This window comes from Alterotamlana spongicola (genome assembly GCF_035818475.1).
GTDB lineage: Bacteria > Bacteroidota > Bacteroidia > Flavobacteriales > Flavobacteriaceae > Cognatitamlana.
Genome location: NZ_JAYMGV010000001.1, coordinates 2,015,263 through 2,029,953 on the forward strand (window position 1 = coordinate 2,015,263; position 14,691 = coordinate 2,029,953).

General features: G+C 34.7%; 12 protein-coding genes and 1 tRNA gene. 9 read left to right on the forward strand and 4 right to left on the reverse strand.

Annotated features, from left to right (window positions below):
* The first annotated feature begins 50 nt into the window (after positions 1-50).
* Together VOI54_RS08660 and VOI54_RS08665 are read left to right on the forward strand one after the other, a co-directional pair.
* Positions 51-503, forward strand: a complete 453-nt coding sequence (locus tag VOI54_RS08660; RefSeq protein ID WP_326282336.1) for a GatB/YqeY domain-containing protein — start codon at positions 51-53, stop codon at positions 501-503.
* Positions 504-533: 30 nt separating this feature from the next.
* A tRNA-Arg gene (locus VOI54_RS08665) sits at positions 534-607 on the forward strand.
* Between the two features lie 426 nt (positions 608-1,033).
* On the opposite strand, the gene VOI54_RS08670 is transcribed toward VOI54_RS08665, so the two are convergent.
* From VOI54_RS08670 to VOI54_RS08685, 4 genes are all read right to left on the reverse strand, one after another.
* Positions 1,034-1,759, reverse strand: a complete 726-nt coding sequence (locus VOI54_RS08670) for a VOC family protein (RefSeq protein ID WP_326282337.1) — start codon at positions 1,757-1,759, stop codon at positions 1,034-1,036.
* A gap of 238 nt (positions 1,760-1,997) precedes the next feature.
* Positions 1,998-2,915 carry a sterol desaturase family protein gene (locus VOI54_RS08675; protein ID WP_326282338.1) on the reverse strand — a complete coding sequence of 306 codons (918 nt, stop codon included), beginning with the start codon at positions 2,913-2,915 and terminating at the stop codon, positions 1,998-2,000.
* A gap of 2 nt (positions 2,916-2,917) precedes the next feature.
* Entirely contained in the window at positions 2,918-3,445 is a 528-nt protein-coding gene (locus tag VOI54_RS08680; RefSeq protein WP_326282339.1) for a hypothetical protein, read from the reverse strand.
* 66 nt (positions 3,446-3,511) lie between these two features.
* Positions 3,512-4,075: a Crp/Fnr family transcriptional regulator gene (locus VOI54_RS08685; protein ID WP_326282340.1), complete on the reverse strand. Its 564-nt coding sequence runs from the start codon at positions 4,073-4,075 to the stop codon at positions 3,512-3,514.
* Positions 4,076-4,282: 207 nt separating this feature from the next.
* Between VOI54_RS08685 and VOI54_RS08690 the strand changes: the two genes are divergently transcribed.
* The 7 genes from VOI54_RS08690 to VOI54_RS08720 all read left to right on the forward strand — a co-directional run bounded on the left by VOI54_RS08690 (position 4,283) and on the right by VOI54_RS08720 (position 14,644).
* Positions 4,283-4,858 (forward strand): RNA polymerase sigma-70 factor, encoded by a 576-nt coding sequence (locus VOI54_RS08690; protein WP_326282341.1) that lies wholly within the window; start codon positions 4,283-4,285, stop codon positions 4,856-4,858.
* Positions 4,859-5,028: 170 nt separating this feature from the next.
* Complete coding sequence (locus VOI54_RS08695; protein WP_326282342.1) at positions 5,029-6,192, forward strand: FecR family protein; 1,164 nt, start codon at positions 5,029-5,031, stop codon at positions 6,190-6,192.
* Between the two features lie 161 nt (positions 6,193-6,353).
* Positions 6,354-9,806 (forward strand): SusC/RagA family TonB-linked outer membrane protein, encoded by a 3,453-nt coding sequence (locus VOI54_RS08700; RefSeq protein WP_326282343.1) that lies wholly within the window; start codon positions 6,354-6,356, stop codon positions 9,804-9,806.
* 16 nt (positions 9,807-9,822) lie between these two features.
* The gene (locus VOI54_RS08705) at positions 9,823-11,274 is read left to right on the forward strand and encodes a RagB/SusD family nutrient uptake outer membrane protein (protein WP_326282344.1); all 1,452 of its coding nucleotides are present in this window, start codon (positions 9,823-9,825) and stop codon (positions 11,272-11,274) included.
* Positions 11,275-11,345: 71 nt separating this feature from the next.
* A complete protein-coding gene (locus VOI54_RS08710; RefSeq protein ID WP_326282345.1) occupies positions 11,346-12,020 on the forward strand; it encodes an MORN repeat-containing protein in 675 nt (224 codons plus the stop codon).
* A 182-nt stretch (positions 12,021-12,202) separates the two neighbouring features.
* Positions 12,203-13,405, forward strand: a complete 1,203-nt coding sequence (locus VOI54_RS08715) for a thioredoxin family protein (protein WP_326282347.1) — start codon at positions 12,203-12,205, stop codon at positions 13,403-13,405.
* Between the two features lie 24 nt (positions 13,406-13,429).
* The gene (locus VOI54_RS08720) at positions 13,430-14,644 is read left to right on the forward strand and encodes a TlpA disulfide reductase family protein (protein WP_326282348.1); all 1,215 of its coding nucleotides are present in this window, start codon (positions 13,430-13,432) and stop codon (positions 14,642-14,644) included.
* The last annotated feature ends 47 nt before the right edge of the window (positions 14,645-14,691 follow it).

Below are 14,691 nucleotides of genomic sequence, written 5' to 3' on the forward strand. Positions count from 1 at the left end.
ATGAGGAATCTTTTTTTCTTATTATCTTCGCATACTAATTAAATAAGAAAATGGGTTTACAACAAGAAGTAATGTCGGCTTTAAAAGACGCCATGAAGGCTAAAGACCAAACGGCTTTAACGGCATTACGTGCAGTGAAATCAGCTATTTTGTTAGCAAAGACAGAAAGTGGAGCTACAGAAGATTTAACAGACGAACAAGAATTAAAAATACTGCAAAAACAAGTAAAACAAAGGCGTGACAGTGCAGCAATTTATATTGAGCAGGGGCGTGAAGATTTGGCTACACCAGAATTGGCTGAAGCAGATGTTATTGCCCAATTTTTACTGGAAGCTTTATCAGATGAAGAGATAGAGAAAGTAGTTGTAGCAACAATTGATCAAATAGGAGCAGAAGGGATGAAAGATATGGGTAAGGTCATGGGTATGGTAAGTAAGGAATTGGCAGGACAAGCTGATGGAAAAACCATTTCAAGTATAGTAAAAACTAAATTATCTCAATAATAGAAGAATTCCTGTGTATACAGGAATTATGGCTGCGTAGTTCAACTGGATAGAATATCAGATTTCGGCTCTGAGGGTTGGGGGTTCGAATCCCTCCGCGGTCACGAATAAATCAAAAAACCTGGTGTCAAATCAAGCTCACTTGAATTTGTAAGCCAGGTTTTTTGATTTTCAAAGCGGAGCTTTGAGGGCTATTCAATCCCTTTGAAATATCCGCTACCATACGAATCCTTTTGAGTGGTGGATTAAGCTAAAAATACCACTAAACATTTTATTATATTTAAAGCATGAGCAGGAATTATAAGTTTCATAATCCAGTATGAGACTGATTGGTGTTTAACCTATTGGGACACCTTATTCTAAGTATTATCCTAAGATAGTGAAATTATAAGCGGGTTTTTTATGAAAAATAAAGGCATTAGTTGATTTTGTGTGCAATGCGGTTGGTAGCTTTACGGACTCAGCTTGTAATCAATGTTTTTTGTACCGGAGTTTGATCAGAAACCTCAGTATATTCGTCAAATGCATCTTTATCTGCTAACTTCTTTGATGTAGAAAAAGGCTTCGTGAGAATGGTCGGTAAATAACATTCTATGCCCTTCATCTAAAACTAACTGCCCGCCATGCTTTAAAATTTGAGTTTTAGTTTTTTGTAAACTATCCACTCCAAATGTACATACCCAATATTCATATTTCCCTTTGTAATCATTGGCTATTTCCAGTATATCTGCAATGTGTTCTTTTTGATGGTTCAAAACTGTAAAAATACCTTGCCGGTCTTGAGTAATCTGCCAATCAAAAATACTTTGATAAAAAGGAATTACGTTGTCAGCATCAGACACATGTAGTTCATTCCAAATAAGTGTGTTTGCCATGCTTTTTGTACGTGTGTTTTTTAACATGTTCCCCTGGTATACAGTAAAACCTGCGCCATTGGGGTCCCGAATCAATGCCATATTACCAAAACCTTTCATCTCCTGGTTTGCTTCAATAATACCTCCCGAATGTTTTGCAATTTCTATGGTTTCAGAAACATTAGCAACCTGAATGTATGTCATCCAAAAATGAGGCATTCGCATTTGTTTAAATTTTTCCGGTGTTTCATATAAACCGGTAACTTCTATATCGTTTAAATAAGCGGTATAATAATTGTCAGCTTTATAATAGTTCCATTCAAAGACATTTTCATAGAATGGAATTGTTTTTTCAGGGGAATACGTTGAAAGATCAGCAAAAAAAGGATTATTTGTAAGCATTGATTTCTGTTATTTTAAGAGATATATAATTATTAAATCTATGATACCAAGCCCTAAAAGGATAAGCACCCAGACCCACCATTTTAAATGAACGTTTTTGGCAACGGCCATTTCTACCCAGGTCCAAATGACTATATAAATTGTCCAGACCCAGAGGTTTTCAATTTTATAAATAAGCATTACAATCATACCGATAATAAATATCAGCATTATAAGCATAAAATTAATGTAATCTTTTTTAGAAGCCTTTTGTATCATTTTTTTGATTTAAAGGTTGTGCTTCCGGTACCCAATCAGGTGGTTTTATGAAAGCCAGACATTTATTCCTGAACCCTTTGATCTGTTTTAATTTTATCAGGAAACGGGAAATACCATGAAAAAAGATTTTAATGGGGTTTACGCTGTCTATAGGCTCAGAAATTCCATAGATTACTTTTTCATTTTCGGGCTCAAAAGTACCTAGAAGACGATCCCAAACAATTAAAATTCCGGCATAGTTTTTATCCCAATACTGACGGTTAGAGCCGTGGTGTACCCGGTGATGCGAGGGGGTATTAAATATAAACTCTACCGGTTTGGTAAGCTTACCGATAATTTCGGTATGAAGCAATGTTTGAAACACCTGAACAAATAATTCAGATAGCAAGACCAGAATTGGATCAAAGCCCAGCATTACCAACGGAAATAAAAACACAATAGGTAAGATGGCATCTAAAGGGCCAAAGCGATAGGCAACAGACATATTGAAATGAGGTGAACTGTGATGTACAGTGTGTGTGGCCCAACCAATACCAATGCGGTGCATGGCACGGTGCTCCCAATAATAAATAAAGTCGGCCAATAAAATGCAGGCAATTATTGTACACCAATTAAGTTCTAAATGTGGTAAGCTAAAGTTTTGATAGATCCAGAAATAGAGTTTTGTTAAGGCCAGAATTCCAAGAATAATTTCCGTTACTAAGAAAGCCCCAAAAGTGATCAGATTAGCAACACTATCTAAAATAAGATTTTTATTTAATCTTTTTTGATAGGCATAGCGTACAAGTTCTAATACAAAAAAAGGTAAAATAAGATAGACAAAGCTTAGGTCATTGAATATATAAAACCAGTAATCTACATCTATCCAGCTAAGTTTTTTAGAAAGAAATTCAATCATAACTATTGTTTTTTCCAGGTTTCTATATCACTATAGCCGTAATAATCGTAACTTAAATCAAAAGAATTTTTATCACTAAAAGTGATCTCGCATGGTATATTGTATTGTTTACCTTCAAATGTAGTTATATATATCCCTTTGCCTTTATAACCATCAAATGTTGTTATTTTTAAAACTTTGGTGTTTTCAGCCTTTTGGCTATTTCCGTCTTTATCCTGATATGCAATTGTATAGGCATTAAACCGCTTGTTCTCTTTTTTAATTTCATAAACAATAGCGCCTTCAAAATCAGCAGTATTGTAGTTAACCTTCCAGGTTCCTATAATATCATGAGATTTTTGATTGATGACCTCCTTTTGTGATTGGGAAGGATGCTCTGTTTTTTGAAAATGAGTTTCAGAATTCACTGTTTCAACCGAAATATCTGATTTAGCTGTTTTGTTTTTTGAAGTATAGCTTACTAAATGTGCGCAACCGGCTATAAAGATTATAATGGCCAAACTTCTAAATAGTAATGTGGAATTTGTCATAATTGTTATTGTTTTATGCAAATATCTGATGACCGGTTGAGTATTTTTTTGATCTACATCAAAAAGTCAGCTTTCAGCACGTAACCTACTCAAAGTTTCTTGTGAAATACCAAGAAAAGAAGCAATATAGCCTAGTTTTACCCGCAATTCTATACCAGGGAAATATGATAGTAATAATTGATATTTTTCCTTGGCGGTAAGGAATGACCAACCTTTGGAAAATTCATCAAGAAAAATAAGCATCTCCTCAGCTAATAATCGTGCAAAATTTCCAAAAGCGGCAAAATCGGCTATAAGTTTTTGATAGCTTTGATAGCTGATTTCATAAAGGATACAATCATCTAAACATTCTATAGATTCAAAACTTTGTTTTTGAATATAGAAACTATGCCACGAAGTAACAAATTGGTTTTCGGCATAAAACCATGAGGATATTTGTTTGCCATCATGATAATAGTAATTATGCAAAATCCCTTTTTTAATGAAATATAAACTGTTAGCTTTATTACCCTGAGTTAAAAGCTTTGTGCCTTTGGTGACTTCTTTGAGTTTAAAACTATTAACAATGCTTTGTTGTAGTTCGGGATTTAAAAAGCATCGATGGCTTATCTCTTGAAGTAAATTTTGCATAGTTTATTTTAAAATCAGAATAGTTTCAAATATAATTGAAATTAAAATCAATACCATAAATTGATTAAAGCTTGTTATCGGTTGGGGGGTAGTTTTTGATATCAAATGGGTTTAAAAACATCTCACTTTAATTATGCGGTATAATGTAGTTATACCAATATATTTATTTTTATTTGTAATTAATAATAGTATTTTGCGAGGAACTTTATGGCTATTCCTGATGATGAAATAATTCAGCGCCTTAAATCGGGCGATAAAAAAGCTCTAACCCATCTGTACGATAGGTATTGGAAACCTCTTTTTATATCTTCTTATAATTTGCTGAAAGATAAAGAGCTGTGTGAAGAGATAATCCAGGATATTTTTATTGACTTATGGAAAAAACGAGAGGACTTAAAGATTAGAATTTCTTTGAAAAGTTACTTGTATGCCTGTGTGAGATATAAGGTTTTTGGAGAGTTTAGAAAGAAGAGCATAGTTCGTGTTGAATTATTTGAAAACTTAAATAAACGATTTCAATATGCCACACCAGAAACTAAAATGATGCATAAAGAGCTGGTTGAACAAATAGAGTATGCTGTAGAAATGCTTCCGTCTAAATGCAAAAAAGTCTATAAATTAAGCAGAGATGAGCAGTTAAGCCATAAGGAAATTGCAGAACAACTTAATATATCTACAAAGACAGTTGAAAACCATATTACTAATGCCCTTAGATTGTTAAGAACTTCACTAGGTAATATTTTAAGCTTGGAGATCATAAGCTATATAAGTAACCTAAATTAGGTTACAACTTAAAGCTGTTATTTTTCACCTTATGGGTGCCGGCATTAATAATTGCTTTTGTTATAAAATTTAGATTTTATTAAAAAAACAGTTTTTTCAATTTTTATTTGGGGGGTAGTTGCATTTAATGACACTATATATATAACTCTAAGAACTTAGACAATAAGAGTATGGATCATAATGATGTAAATAAACAGGATTTTCAGCAACTGATTGAAAAATATCTTGATGGAGAGACCACTTTGGAAGAGGTAAAATTACTCGTGAATTATTACGAGAGTTTTCAGCAAAGTCATGAATGGGTGGAAGATTTAGGACCGGAAGACACCATAAAAAACCGAATGCTTATTAATATCCTAGAAGTACTTCAGGAAGAAGACGTTAAAGTTGTGCCATTGTATAAACGGAATATATTTAAATATGCAGTTGCAGCATCTTTAATTCTTTTTGTCGCATTTAATTTTCTTTTTAATAAGACTAATAGATTAATTATAAGCCCTGAAGACCAACCTGTAATAGTTAATAATAATATTAAAGCAGGGACGGATAAAGCAACTTTAACGCTTGCAGATGGTACGGCAGTCATCTTAGAAAAAGGACAAAACTATATAGGAGCTAATTTAGAGAGTAATGGGGAAAACATAGTTTATAAGCCTTTAAATGAATCTGACCCGGAAATCACATATAATTATTTAACCATTCCAAGAGGCGGGCAATACCACATAAAACTATCAGACGGAACAGATGTATGGTTGAATTCAGAAACCCAGTTAAAATACCCTGTCAATTTTATTGAAGGAGAAACCCGGACTGTAGAACTTGTGTATGGAGAAGCCTATTTTGATGTATCATCAAGTAAGGAGCACAAAGGGGCAAAATTTAGAGTTTTAAATAATACTCAGGAAATAGAGGTTTTAGGTACAGAGTTCAATATTAAAGCCTATAAAGATGAAGACTTTGTTTATACCACCCTTATTGAAGGTAAAGTTGCTGTAAATAATGCAGAGCACATGGAGGTATTAACTCCAAACCAGCAAAGTATTGTTAATATAGACAATAATGAAATGCATGTAGAAGCAGTTACTGATTTATATAGTGTAGTAGCCTGGAAAAATGGAGTATTTAGTTTTAAAGATATGTCATTAAAAAGAATAATGAAGGTGTTGTCCAGATGGTATGATGCAGATGTTATCTTTATAAACAAAGATGTTGAAAATGAAAAATTTACAGGAGTATTGGGTAAAGAACAGACTATAGAAGAGATACTATTTACTATTTATAACACAAATAAGATATCCTATGAAATAAATAATAAGGCCATTATTTTTAGATAAAATAAAAGGGAGCGAGATCCGAATTTCTCACAACACAAATCTTCGCTTCCCTCTATAAGTATTAATCAATTAAATGTTTAACTAATTAACTCAACAAATTTATGGAAATTAAATTAAGAAATGTTCTTTTCTTTTTTAGAAAAAAACTACTACAAATCATTATGAGAACTTTTATATTCTTATTGTGCACAACGGTTTTCGGTTTAACTTCTGAGAATATTCTATCTCAAAATGCTAAAATTAAGATTACTGAAGATAAAGTTATTACAGTAGATGAGGTTTTTGAGATCATTAAGATGCAAACAGATTATAGATTTATCTATAAATCAGATTTGTTTAAAGATTTCCCTAAAGTATTTGTGAAAAGAGGCACTATAAAAGCAAATGACTTGCTTAGGGAAAGTCTTTCAAAAGGCGACTTTAATTTCAATTTTACAACTAAAAATACAATTGTTATAAAAGCCTCTGTTCCTGTTGTTTTACAGGAAACAAATATATCAGGTCAGGTTGTTGATGAAAACGGTGTGCCTTTACCAGGTATGACAGTTTATGTTACAAATCAAAAACCATCGGGAGAACGTATAAATCAAGATTTTCTGGTACGGGGAACAGCCACCGATTTTGATGGTAAATTCACATTGTTAGCAGAAGTTGGTTATTACTTGGTTGCTTCGGGCTTGGGGTATGAGTTTCATACCGAGCAAATTACGGCAGATAAAACGATTTACAATGTTAGTTTAAAAGAAAGAGCCAGTGCATTGGATGAAGTGATTGTTGTAGGTTATGGAACTACAGTTAAAAAAGACCTTACAGGCTCAGTGGGATCTGTAAGATCTGAAGATATCCAACAAATAAAATCGCAGACTATAGATCAGGCCCTGGTGGGAAGGATTTCAGGTGTTCATGTTAATTCCGGTGGCGGTGCCCCGGGCTCAGGTAATATAGTACATATACGTGGCCTTAGTCAATTAACAGGTGATAACCAACCGCTTTATGTAGTTGATGGAATTCCTATTATGCTTAACCCAAGTTTTAGTGAGGATGGCCTGGGGATCTCTGTGTTTGGAGATAGAGAAAACCCATTGCTGTCTATTAACCCTGATGATATTGAACGTGTAGATGTACTTAAAGATGCATCATCAGCAGCCATCTATGGGTCTCGTGCAGCCAATGGTGTCATTTTAATTACGACCAAAAGAGGAAAAAGAAATCAGGCACCGCAATTTAATTTTTCTTATAATACAACCATACAAAACCCAACAGATAAACTCAACTACCTCAATGCAGAGCAATATAGGACCTTTGCTGAAGGTTGGGCACCGGAGGTGTTGGCTAATTCATTTTTCCCGGAGTTCCTATGGCCGGTTTTTCACCCCAATGAGTATCAAATTGTAAATGACCCTGATAACTATTTTGGTGAAGCCGATACTGATTGGCAAAGCGAAATCTTGAATAGAAATGCCATTTGGAATCAATATAATTTTAGTGTGTCCGGTGGTAGTAGTAGCACAAACTATTTGGTTTCTGCAACCGTTAATGAACAAGAAGGGATATTAATTGGAAATAAATTTACCAGGTATAATTTTCAAACCAATTTGGACTCTCAACTAAAAGATAACCTCAAAGTTGGAGCTTCAGTCAATTACAACTATTCAGTAAACAAGCAATCAGGCATAGGTAGTTTAGCCGATGCAAATTACAGACCAGACCTTGGCATTTTTGATGAAAACGGTAATTATACAGAGAGTATAGGTGCTTTTGAATTAAACCGAATAAATCCTCTGGGAAATGAAGCTAAAATAAAAAATAAAGCCCTTGCGCAAAATCTATTTGGATCAGTTTACGGAGAGCTAAAATTACTAAAAGACTTAAAGTTTAGATCACAGCTTAATATAGGGGTGTCTAATGATAAAAGCACTGTGTTTGTACCGTCTTTCACTTCACGAGCCCTGTTCAATGAATTTTTTGGGCAAGGAGGGGCCAGTTTACAGGTGCAAACCACTGAGAGTATAACCACAAGTTTTAATAATACCTTAAATTATAATGCTACTATATTTGAGAATCATAAGATAGATGCTGTTGGCGGAATATCCTGGGATAGAAACTTTATTAATTTAGAAGGGCAAACTTATAACGGATTTCCTGATGACGAAATACTCACTAATATTCAATCGGCAAACCGCGTTTCTGAATTTTCAAGTGATGCCACAGAATTTGGATTGAATTCACTATTTGGGCGTATTAACTATAATTTTAAAGATAGATACTTGTTTACATTTACCGGGAGAGTAGACGCGTCTGTTAAATTTGGTCCGGAAAACAGAAGAGGGTTCTTCCCATCTGCTGGATTTGCCTGGAATGTGCATAACGAAGGGTTTTTTAAAGAAAATAATATAGTCAGTAATCTTAAGTTAAGGGCCAGTTTAGGGCGTACAGGTGTAGATAATTTACCGGCTTTCAGTTTTGAACCAAAATATATCTCTTTAGGTAATGGAGATTCATTTTATAATGGAGTTAACGGCATTGCTGTACCGGATGTTCCAAATCAGGGTATTAAATGGGAGTCTACAGATCAACTGGATTTAGGTTTAGAGTTTGGACTGTTTAATGGCCGTTTAAACGGAGAATTGGTTTATTTTGAAAAGAACACAAGTGGTTTAATTTTACTGGTTCCAATTCCTGCAGAAACCGGAGATTCTGAGTGGAGTGCAAACATTGCAGATGTGTCTAATAAAGGCTGGGAAATAGCCTTAAATGCAGATATAATTCGCTCTGAGGATTTTTCATGGAATTCTGCTTTCAACATATCATTTATAAAAAATAATGTAGATGCTTTAAATGGCGGATCTCTCTTAAGGAGTTTTGGAATAGCAGAGGGAGAACCTATAGGGTATATTAGAGGTTATGAAGTAGACAGAATAGCACAAACGCAGCAGGAAATTGATGATTTGAATGCCAATGCACCAAGTGGTATGTATTTTAGTGAAGTGGCTCTGCAACCGGGAGATTATATTTTTAAGGATATTAGTGGTCCGGGCGGCGTTCCGGACGGAGAGATCACTTCAGATGATTTAACAAACTTGGGAGACATTAGCCCGGATTTCTACGGTGGGTGGAATAATACTTTAACATATAAGAACTTTAGCTTAGGGCTTAACTTTCAATTTGTGGAGGGAAGCGAAAAACAATTCTCTCCAATAGCCAGATTAGGATTTCCAAGAGCCTATGAAAACCAGTTGGATCTTATTTTAGAGACATGGACACCGGAAAACCCTGATGCAACTTATGCACGTTTAGGCTCAGGAACCCATAGTCCCGATTTTGGAAGAGTGGCCACATCCAAATCCGTTGGAGATGGCTCCTATATCAGATTGCGTTCAGCATCATTAGGATATAACCTGCCTAATGACCTGATCAGTAAAATAGGCTTGAACAGGGCCAGAATTTCAATTAGCGGTAATAATTTATTTACCATTACAAATTACCCGGGACAAGATCCTGAAAATGTACCTGCTATAAATCCCGGAGGAGGAACTACAGGTTTGGTAAGTGATAGCGGACTTTCTTATCCGCAAATCAGAACATTTACGTTTGGTGTTGATTTAAGTTTCTAATAAAAAAAGAAGAAAAATGAAAAACATAAAATTTATATATAAGTACTTGATTTTTTTAATGGTAGCCAGTTTTACATCATGCCAGCTAACCAAGGATATTGATGATTATGAAAACTTATACACGCTAAATGCATTTGATGCCATTTCTGATGCTAATTCTGCAGAACTAGCATTGGTAGGTGTGTATTCAGGTTTTAAACAGCGAAGCACAGCATCAGGACTCCCCGAATTATTTATACTACCGTCAATATTAAGTGGTGTAGGAACAAATAATAATCCGAATGATGTAGAGTTACAGGGGTATGTTACTAATAACCCGATTCCACAAGGTTCCAGAAGCAACTTAGGTGCATATACACGTATGTATGATTTGGTTAACAGGTGTAATTGGCTAATACAGGGGATGAACGATTTAGACAGTTCAGAATTTAGTGACCCTGACAGACATGCCGAAATTTTAGCAGAAACAAAAGCCATGAGAGCTACTGCTAATTTTTACTTGTTGCGTTTATGGGGGCAGTTTTATGATAGTAACTCTATGTACGGAATAGATGTCAGAACAACACCAGCTTTAAGTAATGAAGCATTTCCTAGAAATTCGGTAACGGAAACGTATGACATTATTTTAGAAGACCTGGACGAAGCCATAACTAATGCTCCGGATTTTATTTCCAAACTGGATATGAGTAAAGTTTATGCCAAGGCATTAAAAGCTAAGGTGCTTTTATACAAAGGAGATTATACCCAGGCAGCAACTTTAGCCAAAGATGTCATTGATAATTCAGGTTCTAACTTTGCTTTGGCTCCAACATATGCTGAGATTTTTGATAATACCACCGATGCTACATTTAATTCTACAGAGTATGTTTTTATAACCGGTGGAGGGCCGGGTGTATTTATAGGTATAGAAAATTTCTGGGGAGGTTTCTTTGCAGCACCATCACCTACATTTACCGGTCTGATTGCTTCAGGAGTGACAGATGTTAACGGGCAATTGATCAGTTACGACGGAGATAGGGTGTCGTCTATGTTTGGTTTTACCAATTTTAAATTCGGACGCCCCTATCCCAGAATATATCATTTAAGAATGGCAGAGATTTACTTAATCTTTGCTGAAGCCAATGCCCGTGCAAATAACAGTGTAACTTCAGATGCCTTAGGAGCCCTGAATATGGTAAGGTTAAGAGCTGGAGCAACAACTACAGGAGGCGATGGCTTTGAGACCTACCCGGCTACCATCTCATTAGCTCAGTTTTTGGATGCTGTTCGTATTGAAAAAATGGTTGAAATCAGTGGAGAATCTGGTGAAGAATGGTTTGATCTGGTACGATATCACTTTGTAGATGGTTTTGATGTTACTACAATAAAGGAATCTGCTACAAATCCGGATAAATATATTTTGCCTATAGATTTGCAAACTATTGAAGCAGGAGGTAATGTTATAGAACAAAACCCGGGATACAATTAAAATGTTAAACCCTGACCTTTTAAAAGGTCAGGGCTTTTCTTTCACGTCAATAAGCCTAATTATTTTTAAGAATGAAGATATATATCTTTTTGTTTCTGGTATTTTTTGGGGTAAACCTTACGGGTGCCCAAAACTGTAGAGTAAAGTTAAAAGCACTATCTGGGGCCTATACAGGTGATTGTAAAAAAGGAAAGGCAGACGGACAAGGAGAAGCTAAAGGTGTTGATACTTATATAGGACAATTTAAAAATGGTTACCCACATGGAGAAGGTGTTTATACCTGGAATAATGGCGATGTATTTAAAGGCACATTCAGTAAAGGTAAAAAACAAGGGAAAGGAGTATTTATTTCTAAACCTTCCGGTTCGGAATTAGTTGGGTTTTGGAACAATGATAACTATATAGGAGTTTATGAGGCGCCTTCAAAAAAAATAGAGAAATCGCCAAATATAGCAGCATATACACTAAGACAAGATGTGCGGAATACAGGAAAGTCCATTAGGTTTTATATTAGAAAAAATCAGCAAAATGTCTATAACCCATCCCTGAATATAGTATTACATCACGGTAATTATCAAAGAGAAATAAATACCAGAGGCTATTATGAACTGACCGGTGTGACATTCCCAATTAAAATAAAAGCCTATACAGGCCAGGAGTATGTTGAATTTGAATTATTTAACGAAGGTTTTTGGGATGTGAGACTTAATATTACAACTATAGATGGGCTGAATCCCCAAAATTAATGTGGTTCAAAATAATCTTTTAAATGAGATTGCATGTCATTACACAGCAAATATAATTCACAATAAACTTTAACACTTCGTTAACGAGGGATGGAGGGGGTATTATACAACACAATAGGTATAGCTCTTAGAACTTATTTATTGAGAACTAAACAAAGTTTATACATCAAATAACTATTCATATGAAAAAAAGACTGGTCATAATACTCGCATTGGTAACCTATTCAATTATTGATGCTCAAGGAATAAATTTTGAGCAAAGCACTTTTGCTGAGGTTTTAACAAAAGCAAAAGCTGAAAACAAAATGGTGTTTATGGACGCTTATACCACATGGTGTGGCCCATGTAAAATGATGTCAAAAGAAGTGTTTACACAAAAAGAAGTCGGGGAGTACTTAAATACCAATTTTGTGTCTGTAAAAATGGACATGGAAAAAGGAGAAGGTATACAGCTTGCTAAAATGTATAACGTACAGGCATATCCAACATTGTTATTTATGGATGCTAATGGCAAAGTGCTACATACCAAAGTGGGAGGGTTGGATACAGAAGATTTTATTGCTGAAGCTAAAATAGCTAATGACCCTACCAGGCAGTTTTGGTATATAGAAAAGCAATATAAAGAGGGTAAACGCGATTTGGCCACAGTCTCTGCATATGTAAAAGCATTATTTGAGATATATAAGAGAGACGAAGCTAAAAAAATTGGCCGGGTTTATATACCATTTATGTCCAAAGCACAGTATAATACGGAAGAAGGTTTTACAATTATTGCATATTCAGGAGTAGACTACAAAAGTGAGCCATTCAATTATATTTTAAAGAATGAAACCCTATTTGCTGAGAATGAGAAAATAGGAAAACAAAGTGTGGATTATGTTATTGGTAATGCTGTGAGTTCTTATGTTAATAACATTGCATCTGCAGGAACATTAAATGAATTAAAAACTGCAATTGAAGAGACAAAAAGGGTTTTTAAATCACCACAACAGGCCACAATAGAGTCCAATTATTATAACACCTATTATTTAGCCAACAAACAATATGGTAAATGGTTTGATATAAATAAAAAGCAGGCAGAAGAAACAACAGAAAAGAATATAAGCCTGTCAATGTATATCAATATGGCTTATAGGATTGCAGTGGATTCAACGTTTGCTGATGCTGGTCTTTATAAGAAGGCTATTGAAATGACCAAAGGTGTAGTTACTAAAGACACTGAGTTTTTGGCGGCATATTATTGTTTAGCTGAATTATACAAAAAAGTTAATAACAAAGAACAGGCATTGCAAAATATTAATGCTTTCATTGAAAAGAATGCAGCTAAAGGTGGTGCAGAGGACCAGCGAGTTACAAATTTAAAAGCTGCCATAGAAAACATGTAATAACCAAATTAAAATCATATCAAAATGAAACTAATACAAGTATTTAAACTGTTTTTAATCACAATAACAATTTTTAGTTGTAATGAAGCCTCTTTAGAACCAGGGAAATATAGAATCAACGGATCCGTCGCAGGAGTAGAAAATGGAGAAATCTATGTGTTGAAATTTCCGGATCCCGTTGACACGATAAAAGTAAATAACGGGAGGTTTATAATTGAAAACGATTTAAAAGAAATCGTAGGAACTATTTATATAAGTAAAGAAGCAAACCTAAGGGAAATGAACCGTAAAATAGCTTCAAACTTTTTTATAGAGCCTGCAATAATGGAGCTGGATTTAAATTATGAAGATTTGTCAAAGTCTAAATTAACAGGGTCTAAAACTCAGGATGATCAAAATAGATTAAATGAGATGACTGAAAAAATAGCTGCGAATTATAAAAATGAATTAGAACATTTTGAGGCAATAGCTGAAAAGTATAAAAAAGCAGCAGCCAAAGGAGCAAGCGCAGAAGAACTGGAAGCTATCAAATATGAAGATAATGCAGCTAGAGAAAAACTAGCGCCAATGTGGGACAGGCAAAAAGAGATTGCGTTACAGTTTATTAAAGACAACCCAAAATCATTTGTAAGCGTACAGTCATTATTATTTCAATTAGGAGGAATGAAATATGATGACGCCAAAGCATTATTGGATCAATTTAACCCGGAACATTTAAAAATAGGTATGGGAGCGCGGTTGGCTTCAGAGGTGGAAAATATGAAAAAAGGGGCTTTAGGAAGTATAGCCGGTAATTTTAATACAATTGATATCAATGGAGAACCATTAAAGTTAGCAGATTTTAAAGGACAATATTTGCTCATCGATTTTTGGGCTTCATGGTGTGTGCCGTGTAGAAAAGGAAATCCGCATTTATTGAGTTTGTATGCCGAATATAAACCTAAAGGTTTGGAGATCTTAGGAGTATCAGATGACGATAGAGATCATAAGGCTTGGAGGAAAGCTGTGGTTAAAGATAAAATTGGAGTATGGCGCCATGTGTTAAGAGGTATAAAAATAATAGATGGAAGACCTGATTTTAATGATAAATCTACAGATATAAGTGATGGTTATAATATCAGTTCACTTCCTACTAAAATTCTAGTAAACCCCGATGGAGTAATTATAGGGCGCTATGGTGGTGGTGGCGGTACAGATGAAGATATGGATCGTGATTTGGCGGCAATATTTAGGGAATAGAATCAAAACTCGCAATACGTTATAAACGCCTTTTTTAAGAAGGGATC

What these genes read in the sequence shown, in the direction of transcription:
- VOI54_RS08685 (WP_326282340.1), bottom strand. Translation starts at nt 4,075, where the DNA reads ATGCAAAATTTACTTCAAGAGATAAGCCATCGATGCTTTTTAAATCCC.
- VOI54_RS08680 (WP_326282339.1), bottom strand. Translation starts at nt 3,445, where the DNA reads ATGACAAATTCCACATTACTATTTAGAAGTTTGGCCATTATAATCTTT.
- VOI54_RS08715 (WP_326282347.1), top strand. Translation starts at nt 12,203, where the DNA reads ATGAAAAAAAGACTGGTCATAATACTCGCATTGGTAACCTATTCAATT.
- VOI54_RS08705 (WP_326282344.1), top strand. Translation starts at nt 9,823, where the DNA reads ATGAAAAACATAAAATTTATATATAAGTACTTGATTTTTTTAATGGTA.
- VOI54_RS08700 (WP_326282343.1), top strand. Translation starts at nt 6,354, where the DNA reads ATGAGAACTTTTATATTCTTATTGTGCACAACGGTTTTCGGTTTAACT.
- VOI54_RS08695 (WP_326282342.1), top strand. Translation starts at nt 5,029, where the DNA reads ATGGATCATAATGATGTAAATAAACAGGATTTTCAGCAACTGATTGAA.
- VOI54_RS08675 (WP_326282338.1), bottom strand. Translation starts at nt 2,915, where the DNA reads ATGATTGAATTTCTTTCTAAAAAACTTAGCTGGATAGATGTAGATTAC.
- VOI54_RS08720 (WP_326282348.1), top strand. Translation starts at nt 13,430, where the DNA reads ATGAAACTAATACAAGTATTTAAACTGTTTTTAATCACAATAACAATT.
- VOI54_RS08690 (WP_326282341.1), top strand. Translation starts at nt 4,283, where the DNA reads ATGGCTATTCCTGATGATGAAATAATTCAGCGCCTTAAATCGGGCGAT.
- VOI54_RS08710 (WP_326282345.1), top strand. Translation starts at nt 11,346, where the DNA reads ATGAAGATATATATCTTTTTGTTTCTGGTATTTTTTGGGGTAAACCTT.
- VOI54_RS08670 (WP_326282337.1), bottom strand. Translation starts at nt 1,759, where the DNA reads ATGCTTACAAATAATCCTTTTTTTGCTGATCTTTCAACGTATTCCCCT.
- VOI54_RS08660 (WP_326282336.1), top strand. Translation starts at nt 51, where the DNA reads ATGGGTTTACAACAAGAAGTAATGTCGGCTTTAAAAGACGCCATGAAG.